We start from the raw sequence: 23,071 nt of genomic DNA on the forward strand, positions 1-23,071 counted from the left end.
GGCAGGGGTACGGCCAGGTTCCCGCTACTTGTCGATGTCGCCGACGACGAAGAACAGCGAGCCCAGGATCGCCACCATGTCCGCGACCAGCGTCCCCGGCAGCAGCTCCACCAGCGCCTGGATGTTGTTGAACGACGCCGAGCGCAGCTTCAGCCGGTACGGGGTCTTCTCGCCCTTGGACACCAGGTAGTAGCCGTTCACACCGAGCGGATTCTCGGTCCACGCGTACGTGTGGCCCTCCGGCGCCTTGAGCACCTTCGGCAGCCGCTGGTTGATCGGCCCCGGCGGCAGCTCCGCCATCCGGTCCAGGCACGCGTCCGCGAGGTCCAGGGAGTTGTGCGTCTGCTCCAGCAGGCACTCGAACCGGGCCAGGCAGTCGCCCTCCTCGCGCACCGCGACCCGCAGGGTGTCCTGGAGCTCCCCGTAGGCGAGGTACGGCTCGTCGCGGCGCAGGTCGAAGTCGACGCCCGAGGCGCGGGCGATGGGCCCCGACACCCCGTACGCGTGGACCGCCGCGGGGGACAGCACGCCGACGCCCCGCGTACGGCCCCGGAAGATCTCGTTGCCGAGGACGAGCCGGTCGTACACGTCCATCCGCGAGCGGACGTCCGCGACGGCCTGGCGGGCGCGGCCCAGCCAGCCGGCGGGCAGGTCCTCCTTGAGGCCCCCGACCCGGTTGAACATGTAGTGCATCCGGCCGCCGGAGACCTCCTCCATCACGGCCTGGAGCTCCTCCCGCTCCCGGAAGGCGTGGAAGACGGGGGTGATACCGCCCAGTTCGAGCGGGTACGAGCCGAGGAACATCAAATGGTTGAGGACCCGGTTCAGCTCGGCGAGGAGCGTACGGGTCCACACCGCGCGCTCCGGGACCTCCATGCCCAGCATCCGCTCGACGGCCATGACCACGCCGAGCTCGTTCGAGAAGGCGGAGAGCCAGTCGTGACGGTTGGCCAGCATGATGATCTGCCGGTAGTCCCGCGCCTCGAAGAGCTTCTCGGCGCCGCGGTGCATATAGCCGATCACCGGCTCGGCCTCCCGCACGACCTCGCCGTCGAGCACGAGCCGGAGCCGGAGCACGCCGTGGGTCGAGGGATGCTGCGGCCCGATGTTCAGCACCATGTCGGTGCTCTCCGCCGCGCCGCCGATGCCGACCGTCGTCTCCGTCATGCGGTCAGTATCCCCCCTGCCCCGGGGGCGTCGTAGCCCCGCCCGGGACCCGGCGGGTGAGCCAGAGGAAGTCGCCGAGACCACCGCGCGCGGTGAGCTCGGCGGCCTCCCCGGCGGAGGAGAGGGCACGGACGTACGCGACGGGATCGGTCGAGGCGAGCGAGAGCGGCGGCCGCCCGCCGGACACCCCGAGCCGTCCCAGTGCCTCCCGCTGCGTGACCAGCTCGACCGCACGCGGCCCGTCCTCGGCACCCCCACCGTCGCCGCCGATGCCACCGCCATCGCCCATGGCGCCGCCGACCGCCGCCGCGCACGCGTCCAGCGCCACATGCGCCGTCAGGTCGCAGCTGCCGTCCGGGACCGGCGGGACCTCGCGGCCCGCCCGGAAGCCGGTCAGCGAGCCGAAGGGCGGCCGGGCGCCCCGTACGTGCGCGTAGTCCACGGCCACCGCGCGGCCCGCCGCCAGCGAGGCCACCGCCGACGCCCAGGCCTCGTCGCGCGGCCGGCCGATCTCGGCCCGCGCGCCCGGCTCCCGCAGCGGCCACCAGCGGGCCAGCCACTCCGCGTCCGCGCCGGAGACGGGACCGCCGAGCCGTTCCGTGCCGTCCGGGCTGACCTCCACGTACCGCGCCGTGCCCTCCGCGTCCGCCTCGGCGACGTCCACCGGCACGTTGTCGAGCCACTCGTTCGCGAAGACCAGCCCCCGCACGCCCCGGGGCAGCCGGTCGGTCCACTCGATCCGGGGATCGAGCCCGGCGGGCGGGTCCGCGCGCTCGACGGCGTACGCCCGGACCGTCAGGCCGCCGCTCGCGGAGCCGTCGCCGCCACCGATCGCGGCGAGTACACCCGTGAGCAGTTCCCCCCGCCCCGCGCCCACGTCGACGAGGTCGACCTCGGACGTTCCCAGCTCCTCCGCGACCTCGGCGAGCAGCCGGGCCACCGCCGCCGCGAAGAGCGGGGAGGCGTGCACCGAGGTGCGGAAGTGTCCCGCCGGCCCCTCGGGTCGCAGATAGAAGCCCCCGGGGCCGTACAGCGCCCGTTCCGTGGCCCGCCGCCACCCCTGCCACTGACACGTCTCATCCGTCACGCGCCCCAGTCTCCACCTCGGGGAGTACGGGGCCCGCGCCAAGGATCGACCCCACGGTTGATCCCTGCACCTATCTCCCTTCCCTACTCTGGGTGACGTGCAGCGCCTTTACGACTTCATCCGCAGACACCCGACGGGCGTCGACACCTTCTGGGCGGTCGTCCTCCTGGGGTTCTCCATGCTGTGGGTGGTGTCGGCCGGCACCGGCACGGTGGAGGGCCACCCCGTCGGGTACGCCCTCGTCGCGGTGCTCTTCTCCCTGGTCGTGGCCCTGAGGCGCCGCGCCCCGGAGAGGATGCTGCTCCTCGCGGTCGGCCTCGGGCTGGCACAGCTCGCCTTCGGCCTGACGCCGTTCATGGCCGACTTCGCCATGCTCGTGATCATCTACACCGTCGCCGCGCACGACGGACCCCGCTGGGCCTCCCGGCTCGCGCTGGCCGGCGGACTCTCCGCCGCGACGCTCTCGCAGCTGAGATGGCCGACGGACGGCCCGCAGTCGGGCGCGGCCCACGTCTTCTTCACGATCATCATGACCGTGCCGTTCGCACTCGCCTGGGTCCTCGGCGACTCGCTCCGCACCCGCCGCGCCTACTTCGCGCAGCTGGAGGAGCGGGCCTCCCGCCTGGAGCAGGAGCGCGAGGCCCAGGCCAAGGTCGCGGTCGCCGCCGAGCGGGCCCGGATCGCCCGCGAGCTGCACGACGTCGTCGCGCACAACGTGTCGGTGATGGTGGTGCAGGCCGACGGCGCCGCGTACGTCATGGACTCCTCCCCGGAGACCGCCAAGCAGGCCCTGGACACCATCTCCACCACCGGCCGGCAGGCGCTCGCCGAGATGCGCAGACTGCTCGGCATCCTGCGGACCGGTGAGCACCAGGAGGCCGGGGAGTACGTGCCGCAGCCCGATGTGAAGCAGATCGAGGACCTGGTCGAGCAGGTGCGGGGGGCCGGTCTGACCGTGGACTTCGCGATCGAGGGGAGCCCTCGCCCGCTGCCCAGCGGCGTCGAACTCACCGCGTACCGGATCGTGCAGGAGGCCCTCACCAACTCGCGCAAGCACGGCGGTCCTGACGTCGGGGCCAGCGTCCGGCTGGTGTACTTCGACGACGGCCTCGGACTGCTCGTCGAGGACGACGGCCGGGGAGCGCCGCAGGAGATGTACGAGGACGGGGGTGCCGACGGCCGGGGCCACGGTCTGATCGGCATGCGGGAGCGGGTCGGCATGGTCGGCGGCACGCTGGACGCGGGCCCGCGCCCCGGTGGAGGCTTCCGGATCAGCGCCCTGCTCCCCCTCAAGCCCGCTCACTGACGACCCCGAAGGAATCTGATGTCCATCCGCGTGATGCTTGTCGACGACCAGGTGCTGCTGCGCACCGGTTTCCGCATGGTCCTGGCCGCCCAGCCGGACATGGAGGTCGTGGCGGAGGCGGGCGACGGGGTCGAGGCGCTGGAGGTGCTGCGTGCGACGGCGGTCGACGTCGTGCTGATGGACGTGCGCATGCCCAAGCTCGACGGGGTGGAGACGACCCGGCGGATCTGTTCCGAGCCGGACGCGCCGAAGGTGCTGATCCTGACCACGTTCGACCTCGACGAGTACGCGTTCTCGGGGCTGAAGGCGGGGGCGAGCGGTTTCATGCTGAAGGACGTGCCGCCGGCGGAGCTGCTCGGCGCGATCCGCTCGGTGCACAGCGGTGACGCGGTGGTGGCGCCCTCGACGACCCGGCGGCTCCTCGACCGCTTCTCGCCCATGCTGCCGTCGTCGGGCAAGGACCCGGAGCACAAGGAGCTGGGGCGGCTCACGGACCGGGAGCGCGAGGTGATGATGCTGGTGGCGCAGGGCCTGTCGAACGGCGAGATCGCGGCCCGGCTCGTCCTCTCCGAGGCGACGGTGAAGACCCATGTGGGCCGCATCCTGACCAAGCTGGGCCTGCGCGACCGGGTCCAGGTCGTCGTCCTCGCGTACGAGACGGGCCTGGTCCGGGCGGGCGGCGGCGCGGCGGGCTGAGCGCGGAGGCCTCAAGGGGAAGGGCGTGTCGATGCTGCTGTGGATCAACGGTCCCTTCGGCGGGGGCAAGACGCAGACCGCGTACGAGCTCCGGCGCCGGCTGCCGGGCAGTGTGGTGTGCGACCCGGAGCACATCGGCTTCGGTCTGCACCGGACGCTGCCGCCCGCGCTCCGAGGCGACTTCCAGGACCTGAGGGCCTGGCGGCAGGGTGTGCACGAGGTGCTCGACCTGGCGCTGCGGGAGTACGGGCAGGGGCCCGTGATCGTGCCGATGACCCTCACCGACCCGGCGTACTTCGCCGAGATCGTCGGCCGGCTGCGCGCGGACCACGGTGCGGGCCGGGTCTGCCACGTCGCGCTGCTCGCCGAGCGGGAGACGGTCCTGGGGCGGCTGGTGGAGCGGGGCCTCGGACGGGGACTGAAGCGGGAGAGCTTCGCCGTGGCCAAGCTGGACGAGTGCCTGGAGCGCCTGGCGGCGCCGGAGTTCGCCCACCACCTCCGTACGGACCGACTGACGGTCCCGGAGGTGGCCGACCGGGTCGCGGAGCTGGCCGGACTGCGGCCGGAGCCGAACACGGACGGGCCGTTGCGGCACCGGCTGCGGCGGATCCGGGTGGGCCTCTCCCACCTCCGCTTCGACTGAGGCCCGGCAGAGCCGCTGAGGCCCGAGCCGGTCCCTAGCGGAGCACGCTCTCCAGGAAGTCGCTGCCGAGGCGGGCGACGACGGGGAAGTCGAGCTGGTGCAGCACGTACCGGCCGCGGCGCTGCGTGGTGAGCAGGCCCGCCTTCTTCAGGACGGAGAGGTGACGGGAGACCTCGGGCGCGGTGATGCCGTACGCGTCGGCCAGCTCGCTGGTGGAGTACGAGCCGCGCGCGAGGTTGCGGCACAGCCGCATCCGCATCGGGTGGGCGATGGCCTCCAGGCGCAGTTTGACCGTCTCGACGGGCTCGGCGCCGCCGACGTCACGGGTGGCGGCCGGGTACTGGATCACCGGCTGCCAGCCGGGGGCGCTCGTGGCGAAGAGGTGCGGCCAGCCGAACGCCGTCGGCACCAGCGTCACGGCGGAGCCCTGCGCCTCCGTCCGCCCGTGCACCAGCTTGTCGACGACGATCCGGGTGCCGTGCGGCCCGTCCTCCAGGGCGAGCGCGGGCGAGGCGGCCGTCAGGGCCTCGGCCAGGCCCTTGCGGCGCAGCAGCTCGGTCTTGTGGCGGGCGTCGGCGGCGAGCTGGACGCGGACGCGGCGCCAGGTGTCGGCGAAGAACGCGTCGTCGCAGTCCTCCAGGAGCCGGCGGATCCACGCGCGCGTGGCGGCCGGATCGGCCAGCATCCGCTCCACGAACGCCGCCTGGCGCGGCCCGCGCGCGGAGGCCAGGTCGAGGGCGCGGCGGCGGGACTGCTCGTCGACCAGCGGGGACGGGATGCCCTCGGAGTAGCGGCTGCTGCAGGAGATCTCCAGGGCCGCGCCGACGTACTTCTCGTCGTCCAGGCGGTCGAGGTCGTCCAGCTCCTCGGCGAGGGTCTCGCGCGGCCGCGCGGGCAGCAGGAAATCGGAGCGGGTGGAGCGCCACATGAAGTCGGCCTCGTGCAGCCGGTCCGCGAGCTCGGGCTTCAGGGCGGCGGAGGTGGCGGTCGTCCAGGCGTGCAGCCGGGCGTGATGGGCGGGCTCGGCGAGGGCGTGCAGGGCGTTGCCGAGCTCCGCCAGCGGCGAGGGGCAGAAGGCGATCCGCTCGTGCGGCAGTCCGGTGATGTCGATGGTCACGCTCACCTCCCTATGGTGCGGGGTCGGGCGGCGGCGCTGTCGCGTCGTTTGACGAGGGCCGTCAATCGACGCCCCGGGCGGCTCCGGGCGCCGTTTGACGACCCTCGTCAAACGGCGGGCCGAGGTCCGGGGACGCGGCGCACGGTGAAAACATGAACGCGCTGCATCAGTACCTCTTCGACACGTACCGCGCCGCCCAGCTCGGTGAGCCGATGCCGCCGGCGCCCGGCACCCACGACGTCGCCGTCCTGCGGTCGGTCCGCGACCGGCGCCGCTTCGAGCGGGTCCTCGCGGGCCGCCCGGCGCGGGGCGGTCTGTGGGCCGCCCTGCACCGCCGGCTGCGCCCCCACGCCTTCTGACCGCCGGGGGCGCACGCGAGCGGGCGCGCTACCCCAGCCGCGACAGGAACTCCCGTACCGCCGCCTTCACGTCCTCCGCCGTCCACTCCAGGCCCGGTCCCGCCACCGTCAGTTCCGTCACGGCGACCCCGGGCGGGCCGCCCGCGCCCGGGGCGAACCAGCGGCGGAAGAGGAGCGTGCCGGTGGCCTCGGTCTGCGCGAGGGACGCCGCCGTCAGCTGCTCGGCGTCGTACGGCAGCCAGACCTGGAACTGGTGGGTGTGCGGGGTCTCGGGGTGGATCCGGAACCACCCGGTGCCCGCCTCCGTGAGCGCCTCCCGGACCGCGTCGGCCACCACGCGCGCGTGGGCCACGTACGAGGGCAGCCGGGGCAGCTCCTCGTCCAGGCCCCGGAGCGCGGAGAGGGCCGCCGGGTACTGCTGGAAGACCTGGCCCCCGTACCGGTGCCGCCACACCCTCGCCTCGGCCATGACGTCCTCGGGTCCGGCGAGCACGGCCCCGGAATGCCCGCCGAGCGACTTGTAGAACGAGAGGTAGACGCTGTCGGCGAGCCCCGCGATCTCCGCGAGCGTTCGGCCGAAATGCGTCGGGCACTCCCAGAGCCGCGCCCCGTCGAAATGGACCACGGCGTCGCGCTCGCGGGCCGCCTCCACGACCGCGGTGAGCTCCTCCCAGGACGGCAGCACGAAGCCGGCGTCCCGCAGGGGCAGCTCCAGCATCAGCGTGCCGAACGGCTCCGGATGGTCCCGTACCTCCTCGGCCGTCGGCAGTCGGGGCGCGTCGGTCGGGTGGACCGTACGGAGCCCGGAGACGGCCCCGAACGCGCCGCTCTCGTGGACCTCGGGGTGGGCGAGCGGGTGGAGGGCGACGACGGGGCTGCCGGTCCGCCCGGCCCAGCAGCGCAGGGCCACCTGCTGCGCCATCGTGCCGGTGGGGAAGAAGACGGCGGCGGGGAGGCCGAGCTCCTCGGCGACGCGCCGTTCCAGCTCCTCGACGAGCCCGTCCCCGTAGATGTCGAGCGGGCCCTCGCCGTGGCCGGAGGACTCGGTCCAGTCGGCGAGTTCACGCAGCCGCGCGCCCACCGTGCCGTCCACCTGGGTGCGCCACAGCGTGCGGTCGGCGCCGCCCCAGACCTTCGCCCGGTAGAGCCGGGCCGCTTCCTCGTCCACGGGGTCCACAGGATTCATGCACCGATCATCACACCACCGCCCACACCCTGTGGACAGCCACGGAGCACCGCGAAACGCTGGCGTAGCATGACCAGAAATCGTCCGGTACCCGCCGAGGACTGGAACGGAAGGCCGTCCCCACCGTGAACGCATCAGCAGCGCCAGAGCCCCGAGCCGAGGACCGACCCGCCCGGCTCGCCGTCGGAGTCGTCGGCGCCGGCCGCGTGGGCCCCGCCCTCGCCGCCGCCCTCCGGCTCGCCGGACACCGCCCCGTCGCCGTCTCGGCGGTCTCCGACGCCTCCCGGCGCCGCGCCGCGGAGTTCCTGCCCGACGTCCCCGTCGTGGAACCCGCGCGCGTCCTCGCCCTCGCCGACCTGGTCCTGCTGACCGTGCCGGACGACGCGCTGCCCGGTCTGGTCGAGGGCCTCGCCGACACCGGAGCCGTACGGCCGGGACAGCTCATCGTGCACACCTCCGGGCGGTACGGGGCCCGGGTCCTGGACCCCGTCCGGCGCGCGGGCGCCCTGCCGCTCGCCCTGCACCCCGCGATGACCTTCACCGGAACCCCCGTCGACGTCCAGCGCCTGGCCGGCTGCTCCTTCGGGGTCACCGCGCCGGAGGAGCTGCGGCTGGCGGCCGAGGCCCTGGTGATCGAGATGGGCGGCGAGCCCGAGTGGATCGCCGAGGACGCCCGCCCGCTCTACCACGCGGCCCTGGCGCTCGGCGCGAACCACCTGGTCACCCTGGTGGCCCAGTCGATGGAGCTGCTGCACAAGGCCGGGGTCGCCGCCCCGGACCGGATGCTGGGCCCGCTCCTCGGCGCCGCCCTGGACAACGCGCTGCGGTCCGGAGACGCGGCCCTCACCGGCCCCGTCGCGCGCGGTGACGCCGGCACGGTCGCCGCCCACGTCGCCGAGCTGCGGAAGCACGCGCCCGGCACGGTCGCCGGGTACCTGGCGATGGCCCGCACGACCGCCGACCGCGCGCTCGCGCACGGCCTGCTCAAGCCCGAGCTGGCCGAGGACCTGCTGGGCGTGCTCGCCGACCCCTCGGCGGGCGCGGCCGGCACCACCGGACCCGCCGGAGCGGCCGACGGGCCGCAAGGAGACGACCGATGAGCCTGTTCGCCCGAGACCGCGCCGCGAGCGGCCGGCCCGTCCGCCACCAGCCGGCCGAACTCCTGCGCACGGTCGAGGACCTCCACGACGCCGCGGCGCGCTTCGGGCTCCCCGGTGGGAACGCCGTGGTCATGACCATGGGCGCCCTCCACGAAGGCCACGCCTCCCTGGTCAGGGCCGCGCGCGAGCGCGTCGGCGACAAGGGCTTCGTCGTCGTCACCGTCTTCGTCAACCCGCTCCAGTTCGGCGCCGGCGAGGACCTCGACCGCTACCCCCGCACCCTCGAAGCCGACCTGGAGGTGGCCTTCGACGCGGGCGCGAGCGCCGTCTTCGCGCCCTCCGTCGACGAGGTCTACCCGGGCGGAGAGCCCCAGGTCCGGATCACCGCGGGCCCCATGGGCGGGCTCCTCGAAGGCGCCTCCCGGCCCGGCCACTTCGACGGGATGCTGACCGTCGTCGCCAAGCTGCTCCACCTCACCGCCCCCGACCTGGCCTTCTTCGGCCAGAAGGACGCCCAGCAGCTGGCCCTGATCCGCCGGATGGTCCGCGATCTGAACGTGCCGGTCGAGATCGTCGGCGTGCCGACGGTCCGCGAGACGGACGGCCTCGCCCTCTCCAGCCGCAACCGCTACCTGTCGGCCGACGAGCGCCGTACGGCCCTCGCGCTGTCCGGCGCGCTGTTCGCCGCCCGTGACCGGCTCGCCGCCCAGGAGGCGCTGCGCGCGCGTGCCGCGGCCCTGCCCGGCACCCAGGACCGCGCCGACGCCCTCTCCCGGCTCGGCGAGGCACGGGCCGCCGCCGACGCCCACGCGGTCGCGCAGGCCGCCGAGGGCTGCGGCGCCGAGGCCGTACGGGCCGCGGCCCGTACGGTGCTCGACGACGCGTCGAGGGCCGAGCCGCCGCTGGTCCTCGACTACCTGGCCCTCGTCGACCCGGCCGACTTCACCGAGGTCGCCGACGACCACGACGGGGAGGCGATCCTCGCCGTCGCCGCGCGGGTGGGCGCCACGCGGCTGATCGACAACATCCCCCTCCTCCTCGGAGCCACCATGCCCACCACGTTCGGAGCCCCCCAGTGACCGGAATACGGCTGCACGCCCCCGCGCCCGGCTGGGCCATCGACGCCGACGTCGTCGTGGTCGGCTCCGGCGTCGCCGGCCTCACCGCCGCCCTGCGCTGCACCGCCGCCGGGCTCCGTGCGGTCGTCGTCACCAAGGCCCGGCTCGACGACGGCTCCACGCGCTGGGCCCAGGGCGGCATCGCCGCCGCCCTCGGCGAGGGCGACACCCCCGAGCAGCACCTCGCCGACACCCTGGTCGCCGGCGCCGGGCTCTGCGACGAGCGGGCCGTCCACGTCCTCGTCACCGAGGGCCCCGACGCCGTCCGCCGGCTGATCGCGACCGGCGCCGACTTCGACAAGACCGCCGACGGCGAGATCGCGCTGACCCGGGAGGGCGGCCACCACCGCCGCCGCATCGCGCACGCGGGCGGGGACGCGACCGGCGCCGAGATCTCCCGCGCGCTGGTCGAGGCGATACGGGACCGGGGCGTGCGCACCATCGAGCACGCCCTCGTCCTGGACCTCCTCACCGACGCCGAGGGCCGCACGGCGGGCGTGACCCTGCACGTGATGGGCGAGGGCCAGCACGACGGCGTCGGCGCCGTCCACGCGCCCGCGGTGGTCCTCGCGACCGGCGGCATGGGCCAGGTCTTCTCCGCCACCACCAACCCGGCGGTCTCCACCGGCGACGGCGTGGCGCTCGCGCTGCGCGCCGGGGCCGAGGTCTCCGACCTGGAGTTCGTCCAGTTCCACCCCACGGTGCTCTTCCTCGGCGCCGGCTCCGAGGGCCAGCAGCCGCTGGTCTCCGAGGCGGTACGGGGCGAGGGCGCCCACCTGGTCGACGCCGACGGGGTCCGCTTCATGACCGGGCAGCACGAGCTGGCCGAGCTGGCGCCCCGCGACATCGTCGCCAAGGCGATCACACGCCGCATGCAGGAGCACGGCACCGAGAACATGTACCTCGACGCCCGCCACTTCGGCGCCGAGATGTGGGAGGAGCGCTTCCCCACGATCCTCGCGGCCTGCCGTTCGCACGGCATCGACCCCGTCACCGAGCCCATCCCGGTCGCTCCGGCCGCCCACTACGCCTCCGGCGGCGTCCGCACCGACCTGCGGGGCCGGACGACCGTCCCGGGCCTGTACGCGTGCGGTGAGGTGGCCTGTACGGGCGTCCACGGCGCCAACCGGCTCGCCTCGAACTCGCTCCTGGAGGGCCTGGTCTTCGCCGAGCGGATCGCCGACGACGTCATCGCCGCCGCCCCGCGCGTGCCGGGCGCCCCGGTGCCGCACGCGACCCCGGTGACCCTGCCGCTGCCCGTGGCCGGCGCCCGGACCCGTATCCAGCGGATCATGACGGCCGGCGCCGGCGTGCTGCGCTCCGAGGCCAGCCTGCGGGAGGCCGCCGAGGCGCTCGACGCGCTGCACAGCGACGCCCTCGCGGGCGGCACCGACGACACCAAGGCGGGCGAGCCGGGCGTGGACTCCTGGGAGACCACCAACCTGCTGTGCGTCTCCCGGGTCCTGGTCGCCGCCGCCCGCCGCCGCGAGGAGACCCGTGGCTGCCACTGGCGCGAGGACCACCCGGACCGCGACGACACGGACTGGCGCCGGCACCTCGTCGTACGCCTCACCCCGGAGCGGACCCTGGACGTCCGGACGACCGGCACGCATGACTTTCCCCCCACCTCCGAAGCCCCAAGGGAGCCGTAAGTGACCACGCCCGAGGAAGCCCGTCCGAAGCCCGTGGACGTCCCTCTCATCCAGATCAACTCGGTCTCCTCCGACGAGGAGGCCGGTGGCTGCGGCGACGGCTGTGGCTGCGGCGGCGGCGAGGAGTTCGAGTGCGGGCTCGACCCCGCGCTCGCCGAGCTCCTCGCGGACGCCGGCCTCGACCCCGTCCAGGTCGAGGACATCGCCCACCTCGCGATCGCCGAGGACCTCGACGGCGGCGTCGACGTGACGACCGTGGCGACGGTCCCCGAGGACGCCGTCGCCACCGCCGACTTCACCGCCCGCGAGGCCGGTGTCGTGGCCGGTCTGCGCGTGGCCGAGGCCGTGCTGTCGATCGTCTGCGACGACGAGTTCGAGGTCGAGCGGCACGTCGAGGACGGCGAGCGCGTCGAGGCCGGGCAGGTGCTGCTCAGCGTCACCGCCCGCACCCGCGACCTGCTCACCGGCGAGCGCAGCGCGCTCAACATCCTGTGCCGCCTCTCCGGCATCGCCACCGCCACGCGCGCGTGGGCGGACGTCCTGGAGGGCACGAAGGCCAAGGTCCGCGACACCCGCAAGACGACGCCGGGGCTGCGCGCCCTGGAGAAGTACGCGGTCCGCTGCGGCGGCGGCGTCAACCACCGCATGTCGCTCTCCGACGCGGCCCTGGTGAAGGACAACCACGTGGTGGCGGCCGGCGGCGTGGCCGAGGCGTTCAAGGCCGTGCGCGAGCTGTTCCCCGAGCTGCCCATCGAGGTCGAGGTCGACACGATGCACCAGGTCCGCGAGGTCCTGGACGCGGGCGCCGACCTGATCCTGCTCGACAACTTCACCCCGGCGGAGACCGAGGAGGCCGTCGCCCTCGTGGCGGGCCGGGCCGTCCTGGAGTCCTCGGGCCGGCTGACCCTGGAGAACGCTGCCGCGTACGCCGCGACCGGCGTGGACTACCTGGCGGTCGGCGGCCTCACCCACTCCTCACCGATCCTCGACATCGGCCTCGACCTGCGCGAGGTGCGGGCCTGATGCTGCTCACCATCGACGTCGGCAACACGCACACGGTCCTCGGTCTCTTCGACGGTGACGAGATCGTCGAGCACTGGCGGATCTCCACCGATCCGAGCCGCACCGCCGACGAGATGGCGGTCCTGCTCCAGGGCCTCATGGGCATGCACCCGCTGCTCGGCGTCGAGCTGAGCGACGGCATCGAGGGGATCGCCATCTGCGCGACGGTCCCCTCGGTGCTGCACGAGCTGCGTGAGGTCACGCGGCGGTACTACGGGGACGTTCCGGCCGTCCTGGTGGAGCCCGGCGTCAAGACGGGCGTCCCGGTCCTCACGGACAACCCCAAGGAGGTCGGCGCGGACCGCGTGATCAACGCGGTCGCCGCCGTCGAGCTCTACGGCGGCCCCGCGATCGTCGTCGACTTCGGTACCGCGACGACGTACGACGCGATCACCGCGCGCGGGGAGTACGCGGGCGGGGCGATCGCGCCGGGCATCGAGATCTCGGTCGAGGCGCTCGGGGTCAAGGGGGCCATGCTCCGCAAGATCGAGCTGGCCCGGCCGCGCAGCGTCATCGGCAAGAACACGGTCGAGGCGATGCAGTCCGGCATCGTCTACGGCTACGCGGGCCAGGTCGACGGCGTCGTCGCCCGCATGAAGCGGGAGCTGGTCGGCCCGGGCGGCGACCCGTCGGACGTGACGGTGATCGCGACCGGCGGCCTGGCGCCGATGGTCCTCGCCGACTCCAAGGAGATCGACGAGCACGAGCCCTGGCTGACGCTGATCGGCCTGCGGCTGGTGTACGAGCGGAACGTCTCCCGCATGTGAGCGCGGGGGGCGCCCCCACCCGGCCTCCGGCCCCGGCCCGGCTCCTGGCCTCCGCCCCCGGCCCGGCTCCTGGCCTCCGGCCCCGGCCCGGCTCCTGGCCTCCGGCCCCGGCCCGGCTCCTGGCCTCCGGCCCCGGCCCGGCTCCGGGCCTCGCCGGCCCCCGGCCCGGCTCCCGGCCTCGTCCGACCTGCCCCGCGCCCCGGCCGTAGCCCTGGGCCTCGCGCGCCGAGCCCCGGCCGTGCCTGGCCCCGCCAGTCTCGGTCTCGGCTCCCGTACCACGGCCTCCGGGCCTCGCCGGCCCCCGGCCCGGCTCCCGGCCTCGTCCGACCTGCCCCGCGCCCCGGCCGTAGCCCGGGGCCTCGCGCGCCGAGCCCCGGCCCCGCCGGCCCCGCCGGCCTCGGTCTCCGGCCCGCAGGCCCCCGCACCCCGGCCGCCCTCGGTCCCGCACCCCGGCCTCCCCGCTCCGGTTCCGGCCTCCCGGCCCCCCGGCCTCCCCGCTCCGGTCCCGCGCCCCGGCCGTGCCTGAGGACCCGCGCCCCCTCCCGGCCGGGACCCGCGCCGCGGCCGTCATCGGCGCGCCGGAATGATCGCTAAGAGAAAATTGTCCGATTAGCGCGTATCGTCGGCCCATGCCCACGCCATACGGATCCCGCGGCGGCATGGCGTTCAGCGCGGACGAGCTGCGTGTGCTCCGCCGTGCCCTCGCCGTCGCCCTCCACCCCGCCCCCCTCCAGGACGAGGACGTCCAGGACGCACTGCTCCTGGCCGAATCCGTGGACGAGGCCGTGCGCGAGGCCGGCCGACTGCGCGCCTTCCTCCTCGACGACCTGGCCCGCTACCGCGAGGCACTGCCCGGGTCGCTCAGCGGCTATCTGGAGCTCCTCCAGGACGCCCTCGCCGCCGGGTACGACCCCGCGGCCGACGACCTCGCCGCTCTGCGCGCGCTGCGCCGCAACCCCTCGGTCGGCGCGCTGCTCGCCCGCTGCCAGATCCTCGCCGAGCGCTCGGTACGCGCGCGCCTGGCCCGGGTCTCCCAGGCCACCGCCACCCCCGTGGCCGCCACCTCGGCCCCCCGGGCCCGGCTGCTCGCCCTCCCCGGCGGGCGTGCGGCGGCCGACGAGCCCAAGCCGACGCCGCCGGCCCCGGCCGAGCGTCCGGTGCCCAAGCCGTCCGAGGTCTTCCCGCCACGCCGGAGGCCCGTACCCCCGCCCCCGCCGGAGGAGCGGGTCGCCGGATAGCTAGTCTGGTCGCCATGGACTACGTATCCGCGCTCGTGCCCCCTGTCGTGATGGCCGTGTTCTTCTTCGGCATCGTCGCCATCATCATCAAGAGCCAGGGCGGCCCGAACAAGGCCAAGGAGGACGCGATCGTGGACGCCGCGATCGCCCGCGCCGAGGCCGTGCGCCAGCCCTCGGACAACGGCGCCAGGGACTGAGGTCCGACACGGACCACGGTCCACGGACCACTGCGGTACCCGGGACGTACGACCCTTCGAGGTCGTGCGTCCTTTTTGTTGTGTTTCCTTCCGCCAATGACTGGTTATTGACTCTTTGCGCACTAAAGTGACGTTGTGCCCCGTCCTTTGGGAGAACTCGAAGACGCCGTCATGACGCGCGTCTGGCAATGGAACCGTCCGGTGACCGTCCGGGAAGTTCTCGAGGACCTTCAGCAGGAACGGTCCATCGCCTACACCACCGTCATGACCGTCATGGACAATCTCCATCAGAAGGGCTGGGTCCGCAGAGAAGTCGAAGGCCGTGCCTATCGATATACGGCGGTCTCCACCCGTGCCGCATACGCGGCCGCGCTGATGAACGAGGGCTGGGCCCAGAGCGACAACCCGGCCGCCGCGCTCGTCGCCTTCTTCGGGATGATGTCGCAGGACCAGCGCGAGGCCCTGAACGACGCCATCCGTATCGTCCAGCGCGACAACCCGCTTCCCGCCCCTGCCTCCGCCCCCGCCGCGCCCGAGGAGAGAACCGAGGGAGCAGGGGGAACAGAAGGAGCCGGGGGAACCGAAGGAGTCGGGGGAACCGAAGGAGTCGGGGGAACCGAAGGAACCGGGGCCCAGGAGCGATAACCGCGCCCCGGGGGCGATAGCGTCCCCTTCATGTCGCCGTCCGCTTCCCCGGCCGCCTCCGCGGCCTCCGCCAAAGCCGTCACCGTACGCAGGGCACGTACCGGAGATGTCGCCGCGGTCCGCCGTCTCGTCGATCCCTTCGTCCAGCGCGGGATCCTGCTCGACAAGGCGACCGTCACCCTTTACGAGTCCATCCAGGAGTTCTGGGTGGCGGAACGCGACGAGGACGCCACCGTCGTCGGCTGCGGTGCTCTCCACGTGATGTGGGAAGACCTCGCGGAAGTCCGTACTCTCGCCGTCGATCCCGACTTCAAGGGCGCCGGCGTAGGACATCAGGTGCTGGACAAGTTGTTGCACACGGCCCGATGGCTCGGGGTGCGGCGGGTATTCTGCCTGACCTTCGAAGTCGACTTCTTCGCGAAGCACGGCTTCGTCGAGATCGGCGAGACACCGGTCGACGGAGATGTCTACAGCGAGCTCCTCCGTTCCTATGACGAGGGAGTCGCCGAGTTCCTCGGTCTCGAACGAGTGAAGCCGAACACCTTGGGCAACAGCCGGATGCTTCTGCACCTGTGACACGGAACGCCCGCGGAACCCCGTGGAACGCCGGACGGAACCCCACGGGGAAGCCCGGCGGAACCCCGGCGGAACCCTATGTCCGAATCGCGCACGTTTCCCGCGTTGCCGGGGTTCTGAACCTCTGCCAGGGGTTTGTGTTTTTCCGGGAAAAGCGGTTTCCTTTCCGCGTACTGCATTTTCGATGAAAGGAAATCCGGTGGCACAGAAGGTTCAGGTCCTTCTTGTCGACGACCTCGACGGCGTCGAGGCGGACGAGACCGTGACGTTCGCGCTGGACGGCAAGACCTACGAGATCGACCTCACCACCGCCAACGCGGAAAAGCTCCGCGGCCTGCTCGAGCCGTACACCACGAGTGGCCGTCGTACCGGTGGCCGCACCACCGGTGGACGCGGCAAGGGCCGCGCCGTGGCGACGGGCAGCCAGGACACCGCGAAGATCCGCGCGTGGGCCAAGGAGAACGGCATGAACGTGAACGACCGCGGTCGCGTTCCCGCCGACATCAAGGCTGCCTACGAGGACGCGAACCGCTGAGGCGACAGCTGCTGAGCCACCGGCCCCCGGGCCCGGGCACTCAGCAGCCGCACCCGGTGGCACTCCGCGGCGGCGGCGGCCACGAGACGCACCAGGCACGGGGCGGACCCCTCGCCCCACGGCGCGGACCGCAGCGCCGGCAGCGAGGACTCGACCTCGCGGCCCGGTGCCGGGGCCCGCAGCCACACGGCGGCGCCCGGCGCGCCGGATCCGCCCCGCCCCGGGGGAAGGGGCGCGGTCATCCGGCCGTCGGTGCCCAGCGCGGCGAGATCCAGCGAGATCCCGCCCCACTCCAGCCAGTCGAGCAGTCCCGGCAGCTCCTCCGCGCTCCCGGCGGCCACGAGCAGTCGCATCCGGCGCCCCAGCAGGGCCACCGGACCCGTCGCCGGACCCATCCTGCGCAGTACACCGCGGCCGGCCGTCGCGGGCAGCTCCAGGACGTCGAAGCGCACTCCCGTGACCAGCTGCACCGGCGGGCCGGCCACCGTCGCCCAGCCGAGCTCGTGCTCGTACCACCGTGCGAGACCGCCGTCGATCGGCGTACGGGGAAGCGGGACGGTGAAGGGCATGCCCGGGGAACTCCCGGAGGGGCACGTTGGTTACGCCCGAGAGGGCGCGACGGACGCCCGGCTCCCCGTTCCCGGTGACGCACGGTCCCCCTCCGGACGCGCAAGGTGTCCGGGATGGGGCGTACGAGTGCATTCGGCAGCGCAAGGGTGTTCGCTGGTAGCGGAGGGAACCGGGGTGCGCCGCATGGAGTGTCCGTCCTTACGGGTAAGACATTCCTAGTGGAGAGGGGCGACTCGCGGGCTTCGGCGTCTCACGTTCGCCATCGGCGTACTGATGGCACGGGTAACTACTTGGCCTGCGGGAACATCGTCTCGCACCATCGGGTTGGAGCATTTGTCGGCTGTTCGGCAGCAGGTCTCCCCGCGGAAGAGGGGGTGATCCGGACGGATGTCGGCAGTTGGAATGAGCGGTCCCCGCTTGCGGGACTAAGCTGCGGAAGGACAGGGAGGGGATCGACCCCTAACTGACTGACCGCTCTGAGGAGCGATTAACGATGTTCGAGAGGTTCACCGACCGCGCGCGGCGGGTTGTCGTCCTGGCTCAGGAAGAAGCCCGGATGCTCAACCACAACTACATCGGCACCGAGCACATCCTTCTGGGCCTTATCCACGAGGGTGAGGGTGTCGCCGCTAAGGCCCTGGAGAGCCTCGGGATTTCGCTCGAGGCGGTCCGCCAGCAGGTGGAGGAGATCATCGGGCAGGGGCAGCAGGCCCCGTCCGGGCACATCCCCTTCACCCCTCGCGCCAAGAAGGTCCTGGAGCTCTCGCTCCGTGAGGCCCTCCAGCTCGGCCACAACTACATCGGCACCGAGCACATCCTGCTCGGCCTGATCCGCGAGGGCGAGGGCGTCGCCGCCCAGGTCCTCGTGAAGCTGGGCGCCGACCTCAACCGGGTGCGGCAGCAGGTCATCCAGCTGCTCTCCGGCTACCAGGGCAAGGAAGCCGCCACGGCCGGCGGTCCTGCCGAGGGCACCCCCTCGACGTCCCTGGTCCTCGACCAGTTCGGGCGCAACCTCACCCAGGCGGCCCGCGAATCCAAGCTCGACCCGGTCATCGGGCGCGAGAAGGAGATCGAGCGGGTCATGCAGGTGCTGTCCCGCCGTACCAAGAACAACCCGGTCCTCATCGGCGAGCCCGGCGTCGGCAAGACCGCCGTCGTCGAGGGCCTGGCGCAGGCCATCGTCAAGGGCGAGGTGCCCGAGACCCTCAAGGACAAGCACCTCTACACCCTCGACCTCGGCGCGCTGGTCGCCGGCTCCCGCTACCGCGGTGACTTCGAGGAGCGCCTGAAGAAGGTCCTCAAGGAGATCCGCACCCGCGGCGACATCATCCTGTTCATCGACGAGCTCCACACCCTCGTGGGTGCGGGTGCCGCCGAGGGCGCGATCGACGCCGCCAGCATCCTCAAGCCGATGCTGGCCCGCGGTGAGCTCCAGACCATCGGTGCGACCACGCTGGACGAGTACCGGAAGTACCTGGAGAAGGACGCGGCCCTCGAGCGCCGCTTCCAGCCCATCCAGGTCGCCGAGCCGTCGCTGCCGCACACCATCGAGATCCTCAAGGGTCTGCGCGACCGGTACGAGGCCCACCACCGGGTCTCCATCACCGACGAGGCCCTCGTCCAGGCCGCGACCCTGGCCGACCGGTACATCTCGGACCGCTTCCTCCCGGACAAGGCGATCGACCTGATCGACGAGGCCGGCTCCCGGATGCGCATCCGCCGGATGACCGCGCCGCCGGACCTCCGCGAGTTCGACGAGAAGATCGCCGGCGTCCGCCGCGACAAGGAGTCCGCGATCGACTCGCAGGACTTCGAGAAGGCCGCCTCGCTCCGTGACAAGGAGAAGCAGCTCCTCGCCGCGAAGGCCAAGCGCGAGAAGGAGTGGAAGGCCGGCGACATGGACGTCGTGGCCGAGGTCGACGGCGATCTGATCGCCGAGGTCCTCGCGACCGCCACGGGCATCCCGGTCTTCAAGCTGACCGAGGAGGAGTCCAGCCGCCTGCTCCGCATGGAGGACGAGCTCCACAAGCGCGTCATCGGGCAGAAGGACGCCGTCATCGGCCTCTCGCGGGCCATCCGCCGTACGCGTGCCGGTCTGAAGGACCCGAAGCGCCCCGGTGGCTCGTTCATCTTCGCCGGTCCGTCCGGTGTCGGTAAGACCGAGCTTTCGAAGGCGCTCGCCGAATTCCTCTTCGGCGACGAGGACGCGATGATCTCCCTCGACATGTCGGAGTTCAGCGAGAAGCACACGGTTTCCCGTCTCTTCGGTTCGCCGCCCGGATACGTCGGCTACGAAGAGGGCGGCCAGCTCACCGAGAAGGTGCGCCGCAAGCCGTTCTCCGTCGTCCTCTTCGACGAGGTCGAGAAGGCCCACCCCGATATCTTCAATTCCCTTCTCCAGATCCTGGAGGACGGTCGCCTGACCGACTCCCAGGGCCGGGTCGTGGACTTCAAGAACACGGTCATCATCATGACCACCAACCTCGGGACCAGGGACATCTCGAAGGGCTTCAACCTGGGCTTCGCCGCCCAGGGCGACACGAAGTCCAACTACGAGCGGATGAAGGCCAAGGTCAGCGACGAGCTGAAGCAGCACTTCCGCCCGGAGTTCCTCAACCGTGTGGACGACATCATCGTCTTCCCGCAGCTGACGCAGGAGGACATCCTCCAGATCGTCGACCTGATGATCGGCCGCGTCGACGAGCGCCTCAAGGACCGGGACATGGGCATCGAGCTCTCCCAGTCCGCGAAGGAGCTGCTCGCCAAGAAGGGCTACGACCCCGTGATGGGCGCCCGGCCGCTGCGCCGGACGATCCAGCGCGAGATCGAGGACTCGCTCTCGGAGAAGATCCTCTTCGGCGAGCTGCGCCCCGGTCACATCGTGGTCGTGGACACGGAGGGCGAGGGCGACGAGCGCACCTTCACCTTCCGCGGCGAGGAGAAGACGGCTCTGCCGGACGCCCCGCCGATCGAGGCGACGGGCGGCACGGGCCCGAACCTGTCCAAGGACGCGTAAGGCTCAGCGCCTGAGCACAAGGGGCGGCCCCGGAACCAGATGGTTCCGGGGCCGCCCCTTTCGTCTGCGGGTCAGGTGCGGATCCTGACGGCGGGGGCGAGGTGCTCGGCGCCGGTGATCCGGGAGCCGGGGCCATGACCCCATCGAGCTGAGGCAGGGACGCCAGCGGCGGGCGGGGCGGCGCTCGCCGTGCCGGGTGAGGGCACGGAGGGGGAGGACGAAGGGGATGCGGTGCTGGAGGCACGCCACGTCGTCGGCGTTGCCGCCCCCGGCGGGGGCGTCCCCGCGTGCGGCGGAGACGGCGAGCCACTGGACGAGGGTGGTCTTGCCGGAGCCGGCCGCGCCGCGCAGGAGCACCTTGTCGTGCCGGGCGAGGATCTGGTCCGCCCGACCGCCGGGGAGGTCGCCCCGGTCGAGGGCGACGAAGGTGTCGGCGTACGCGGCGGGGTCCACGTCGTCGTGGAGAGGGTCTCGCCGGCTCCCGGTGGCTGTTTCCAGCATCGCCACCGCGGCCGAGGCGTTCGCCTCGCCCGTCGCCTCCAGCGACAGGTACGCCACGTCCAGCGGCCACTTCTCCGGTGCGTCCCGCAGGTCCACCCCGTAAATCGTGAGGCGGCCGTGCTTCTTCGCCAGGTGGGCCAGGTAGCGCCGCTCGAACTCCGCGTCCCGGCCGTCCGCCCGGGGCACCCGGCGGATCACCTCGTCCAGCTTCGCGATGAGCTCGCTCTGCCCGCGGGTCTGTTCCACCAGGCTGCGGGCCACGATCGTGGAGCGCTGGGTGAAGAAGTCGAGGATGTGGAGGCAGGCCCACTCCGTCATCGACTCCAGGGAGCGGACCGAGTCCGTCGACAGGCCGTCCGGGGCCGGGGCCGCCGCGCGCAGGTGGCGGGCGAGGGCGGTGTGGCCGAGGCGAACGGCCTGGACGTCGTCCATGTCGGGGTCGCCGAGGGCGAGGAGGGTGGTGGCGAGGGTGTCGGTGACCGCCTCGGCCTCGTCGGCGGGGAAGGGCCGCTCGCCGGCCCCGTCCACGGACCGGCCCACCAGCGGTCCCGCCAGCTTTCGGACGTCCTTCTCCGTCAGCGTGCGCTTCTCGCCGCGGGAGGAGACGAGGGAGGAGAGCCGGACCTTCTCCGACCGACCGGTGAGGCCTGCCCCTGGACCGTCGCTGACCAGCAGTTTTCTCAGGATCGGGCCGATCGCGGCCGAGGCGGGGCGCGTGCCGATGAGTGGGGGTTCCATGTGTGTCCCCCCGTGTGTCCCCGAAGCGGTCGGCGTAGTGCGGGACGGTCTTCCGGAAGGCTCGGTCGCGTGACCCAGGTCCCATTGGCGGCCGGTGGCTGGTGACAAGGCGCACAGGGGTTTTGAGGGGTACTAACCGGAATAGTGGCGACCTTTGGTGCCGATTCGGGACGTTCAGGACTGAACCGCCGGGACTTTGGTCCCCGAGGGTCCCGAACCGGACGCCAGAAGGCGTTTTGCACGGTTCCGACCTCCACGACATGCGGATAAACCGGTTCTCTTGTGTCGGTATGTCCGATTTCGAAGGTGGCTCCGAGGGTCGTCAAGAGTGGAACTTCCCCGGAGATCGCTACGACCCGATGTCGTAGATGGGGTGTTTTGGGATGTCTGGGGGTCCGGGTTACCAAGGATGAGCAAGCCCGACGCAGAGCACCGTTCGCGTCGGGTCCCGTACTTCCCGGAGGTTTCCCCCGTATGTCGAAGCGCATGAACCCCGCCGCCCGTGTCACCGTCGTCGCTCTTGCCGCCGCCGGCCTGGGAGCGACGATGGTGACCGGAGCTGGGTCCGCCTTCGCCGCCGAGGGCAAGGCCGTCACCGCCCCGGTCGCGGTCACCGCGGCCGCCGCCGTCGCCGCTCAGGCCGACGCCCAGGCGCACGTCGCCGCCCAGGTGAAGGCCGCCGCCGCGAAGGCCACGGCCGTCAAGCAGGCCGCCGCGGTGAAGAAGGCCGTCACCGTGAAGCCGGTCGCCGCCAAGAAGGCCGCGTCCTGGGTCAAGCCGGTCACCGCGTACACGCTGTCCGCCAGCTACAACCAGGGCGGCGCCATGTGGGCCCACAAGCACTCCGGCCAGGACTTCGCCGTTCCGGTCGGCACCCCGGTCAAGGCCGCGGGCTCCGGCACCGTCGTGAAGGCCGGCCCGAACGGCGGTGGCGACGGCCCCGCGTACGGCAACGCGATCGTCGTCAAGCACGCCAACGGCACGTACTCGCAGTACGCCCACCTGTCGAAGATCAAGGTGCACATCGGCCAGAAGGTCCTCGTCGGTCAGCAGATCGCCCTCTCGGGCAACACCGGCAACTCTTCCGGCCCCCACCTGCACTTCGAGATCCGTACGACCCCGAACTACGGCTCCGCCGTGAACCCGGCCGCCTTCCTGCGGTCCCACGGCGTCTCCATCTGAGCCGTACGAACAGACCTCATGAGGCCCGGTGGGCCTGATTGAGCAGATCGAGGGCGACCTCGAGGGTGGCCCTGTGCTTCTCCTCGGGGTCGCCCTCGAGGTTCTGCATGAAGAACGTGCCCGCGTGCAGCGTGAAGATCGCGCTGACGCAGCGCACCTGGTCCACCATCGCGAAGTCCGGCTCCTGGATCAGCCCGGTCAGCGCGAGCATCCGCTCCTTGAAGGTGAGGCCGACGCTCAGCTCGCGGACCGTCGCCTGGTTCTCCTGCATGAAGCGGAAGAGCGGGGCCGCCGCGCGCAGGGCCACCTGGTAGCGGCGCAGCACCTCCTGCCGGGTCTCCAGGGTCCGGGGCTGCTCCTGGGCCCAGGCGATCAGGTCGTCCATGGGCCGGGTCAGGTCCTCGAAGATCCCGACGAGGATGTCTTCCTTGGTCTTGAAGTGGTAGTAGAGCGCCGCTTTCGTGACGTCGAGGCGTTCCGCGATCTCGCGCAGGGAGGTCTTCTCGTAGCCCTGCTCGGCGAAGAGATCGAGGGCCACGTCCTGGATGCGCTGGCGAGTGTTGCCTCGGGCCATGACTGCCCTCCACTTTCCAAAGAACTTACTTGACGACCG

At 72.5% G+C, this 23,071-nt stretch carries 22 protein-coding genes and 1 pseudogene; 16 read left to right on the top strand and 7 right to left on the bottom strand.

Annotation, left to right across the window (positions count from 1 at the left end):
- Nucleotides 1-24: 24 nt before the first annotated feature.
- Both ACIP8Z_RS23595 and ACIP8Z_RS23600 read right to left on the bottom strand, forming a co-directional pair.
- Complete coding sequence (locus ACIP8Z_RS23595; protein WP_030324169.1) at nt 25-1,167, bottom strand: NADH-quinone oxidoreductase subunit D; 1,143 nt, start codon at nt 1,165-1,167, stop codon at nt 25-27.
- A gap of 4 nt (nt 1,168-1,171) precedes the next feature.
- Nucleotides 1,172-2,254, bottom strand: a complete 1,083-nt coding sequence (locus ACIP8Z_RS23600) for an SAM-dependent methyltransferase (protein WP_402086412.1) — start codon at nt 2,252-2,254, stop codon at nt 1,172-1,174.
- 97 nt (nt 2,255-2,351) lie between these two features.
- Between ACIP8Z_RS23600 and ACIP8Z_RS23605 the strand changes: the two genes are divergently transcribed.
- Genes ACIP8Z_RS23605 through ACIP8Z_RS23615 form a run of 3 tightly spaced genes read left to right on the top strand, consistent with a single transcriptional unit; the run spans nt 2,352 to nt 4,899 of the window.
- A complete protein-coding gene (locus ACIP8Z_RS23605) occupies nt 2,352-3,560 on the top strand; it encodes a sensor histidine kinase (protein ID WP_402086415.1) in 1,209 nt (402 codons plus the stop codon).
- A gap of 18 nt (nt 3,561-3,578) precedes the next feature.
- On the top strand, nt 3,579-4,256 hold the full coding sequence (locus tag ACIP8Z_RS23610) for a response regulator (protein ID WP_402086417.1): 678 nt from the start codon (nt 3,579-3,581) through the stop codon (nt 4,254-4,256).
- Between the two features lie 31 nt (nt 4,257-4,287).
- Nucleotides 4,288-4,899, top strand: a complete 612-nt coding sequence (locus ACIP8Z_RS23615) for an AAA family ATPase (protein WP_402086560.1) — start codon at nt 4,288-4,290, stop codon at nt 4,897-4,899.
- 34 nt (nt 4,900-4,933) lie between these two features.
- Here the strand turns inward: ACIP8Z_RS23615 and ACIP8Z_RS23620 are convergent, their stop codons facing one another.
- Nucleotides 4,934-6,022, bottom strand: coding sequence for a DUF5937 family protein (locus ACIP8Z_RS23620; RefSeq protein WP_402086419.1), 1,089 nt, complete (start codon nt 6,020-6,022; stop codon nt 4,934-4,936).
- Between the two features lie 146 nt (nt 6,023-6,168).
- Here ACIP8Z_RS23620 and ACIP8Z_RS23625 point away from each other — a divergent pair, with 146 nt between their 5' ends.
- On the top strand, nt 6,169-6,375 hold the full coding sequence (locus ACIP8Z_RS23625; RefSeq protein WP_402086422.1) for a hypothetical protein: 207 nt from the start codon (nt 6,169-6,171) through the stop codon (nt 6,373-6,375).
- 28 nt (nt 6,376-6,403) lie between these two features.
- Here the strand turns inward: ACIP8Z_RS23625 and ACIP8Z_RS23630 are convergent, their stop codons facing one another.
- On the bottom strand, nt 6,404-7,561 hold the full coding sequence (locus ACIP8Z_RS23630) for a threonine aldolase family protein (protein ID WP_402086424.1): 1,158 nt from the start codon (nt 7,559-7,561) through the stop codon (nt 6,404-6,406).
- 125 nt (nt 7,562-7,686) lie between these two features.
- Between ACIP8Z_RS23630 and ACIP8Z_RS23635 the strand changes: the two genes are divergently transcribed.
- From ACIP8Z_RS23635 to ACIP8Z_RS23680, 10 genes are all read left to right on the top strand, one after another.
- Nucleotides 7,687-8,661 (top strand): Rossmann-like and DUF2520 domain-containing protein, encoded by a 975-nt coding sequence (locus tag ACIP8Z_RS23635; RefSeq protein WP_402086427.1) that lies wholly within the window; start codon nt 7,687-7,689, stop codon nt 8,659-8,661.
- Nucleotides 8,658-9,740, top strand: a complete 1,083-nt coding sequence (panC, locus tag ACIP8Z_RS23640) for a pantoate--beta-alanine ligase (RefSeq protein WP_402086429.1) — start codon at nt 8,658-8,660, stop codon at nt 9,738-9,740. Before ACIP8Z_RS23635 ends, panC begins: the two co-directional genes overlap by 4 nt.
- The gene (locus tag ACIP8Z_RS23645; RefSeq protein ID WP_402086432.1) at nt 9,737-11,431 is read left to right on the top strand and encodes an L-aspartate oxidase; all 1,695 of its coding nucleotides are present in this window, start codon (nt 9,737-9,739) and stop codon (nt 11,429-11,431) included. Before panC ends, ACIP8Z_RS23645 begins: the two co-directional genes overlap by 4 nt.
- Nucleotides 11,432-12,454, top strand: a complete 1,023-nt coding sequence (nadC, locus tag ACIP8Z_RS23650; RefSeq protein WP_383859318.1) for a carboxylating nicotinate-nucleotide diphosphorylase — start codon at nt 11,432-11,434, stop codon at nt 12,452-12,454.
- Nucleotides 12,454-13,260 (top strand): type III pantothenate kinase, encoded by an 807-nt coding sequence (locus tag ACIP8Z_RS23655; protein WP_187621655.1) that lies wholly within the window; start codon nt 12,454-12,456, stop codon nt 13,258-13,260. The genes nadC and ACIP8Z_RS23655 overlap by 1 nt, the downstream gene beginning before the upstream one ends.
- A 659-nt stretch (nt 13,261-13,919) precedes the next feature.
- The gene (locus tag ACIP8Z_RS23660; protein ID WP_402086563.1) at nt 13,920-14,498 is read left to right on the top strand and encodes a hypothetical protein; all 579 of its coding nucleotides are present in this window, start codon (nt 13,920-13,922) and stop codon (nt 14,496-14,498) included.
- 14 nt (nt 14,499-14,512) lie between these two features.
- Nucleotides 14,513-14,695: a hypothetical protein gene (locus ACIP8Z_RS23665; protein WP_402086434.1), complete on the top strand. Its 183-nt coding sequence runs from the start codon at nt 14,513-14,515 to the stop codon at nt 14,693-14,695.
- Nucleotides 14,696-14,830: 135 nt separating this feature from the next.
- Nucleotides 14,831-15,340 carry a BlaI/MecI/CopY family transcriptional regulator gene (locus ACIP8Z_RS23670; RefSeq protein WP_402086437.1) on the top strand — a complete coding sequence of 170 codons (510 nt, stop codon included), beginning with the start codon at nt 14,831-14,833 and terminating at the stop codon, nt 15,338-15,340.
- A gap of 30 nt (nt 15,341-15,370) precedes the next feature.
- Entirely contained in the window at nt 15,371-15,916 is a 546-nt protein-coding gene (locus ACIP8Z_RS23675; RefSeq protein WP_355962746.1) for an amino-acid N-acetyltransferase, read from the top strand.
- 199 nt (nt 15,917-16,115) lie between these two features.
- A complete protein-coding gene (locus ACIP8Z_RS23680) occupies nt 16,116-16,451 on the top strand; it encodes an Lsr2 family protein (protein WP_030324199.1) in 336 nt (111 codons plus the stop codon).
- Here the strand turns inward: ACIP8Z_RS23680 and ACIP8Z_RS23685 are convergent.
- Nucleotides 16,430-17,020 (bottom strand): SCO3374 family protein, encoded by a 591-nt coding sequence (locus ACIP8Z_RS23685; RefSeq protein ID WP_319316344.1) that lies wholly within the window; start codon nt 17,018-17,020, stop codon nt 16,430-16,432. The two genes, ACIP8Z_RS23680 and ACIP8Z_RS23685, sit on opposite strands and share 22 nt — an antisense overlap.
- A 494-nt stretch (nt 17,021-17,514) precedes the next feature.
- Here ACIP8Z_RS23685 and ACIP8Z_RS23690 point away from each other — a divergent pair, with 494 nt between their 5' ends.
- Nucleotides 17,515-20,037: an ATP-dependent Clp protease ATP-binding subunit gene (locus ACIP8Z_RS23690; protein ID WP_030324202.1), complete on the top strand. Its 2,523-nt coding sequence runs from the start codon at nt 17,515-17,517 to the stop codon at nt 20,035-20,037.
- Nucleotides 20,038-20,220: 183 nt separating this feature from the next.
- Here the strand turns inward: ACIP8Z_RS23690 and ACIP8Z_RS23695 are convergent.
- Nucleotides 20,221-21,276, bottom strand: a pseudogene (locus ACIP8Z_RS23695) (NACHT domain-containing protein); the annotation flags it as partial.
- A 474-nt stretch (nt 21,277-21,750) separates the two neighbouring features.
- Here ACIP8Z_RS23695 and ACIP8Z_RS23700 point away from each other — a divergent pair.
- Complete coding sequence (locus ACIP8Z_RS23700; RefSeq protein WP_319316351.1) at nt 21,751-22,458, top strand: M23 family metallopeptidase; 708 nt, start codon at nt 21,751-21,753, stop codon at nt 22,456-22,458.
- A 16-nt stretch (nt 22,459-22,474) separates the two neighbouring features.
- On the opposite strand, the gene ACIP8Z_RS23705 is transcribed toward ACIP8Z_RS23700, so the two are convergent.
- Entirely contained in the window at nt 22,475-23,032 is a 558-nt protein-coding gene (locus tag ACIP8Z_RS23705; protein WP_383593077.1) for a TetR/AcrR family transcriptional regulator, read from the bottom strand.
- Nucleotides 23,033-23,071 lie beyond the last annotated feature (39 nt).

This window comes from Streptomyces sp. NPDC088553 (genome assembly GCF_044752965.1).
Taxonomy (GTDB): Bacteria; Actinomycetota; Actinomycetes; order Streptomycetales; family Streptomycetaceae; genus Streptomyces.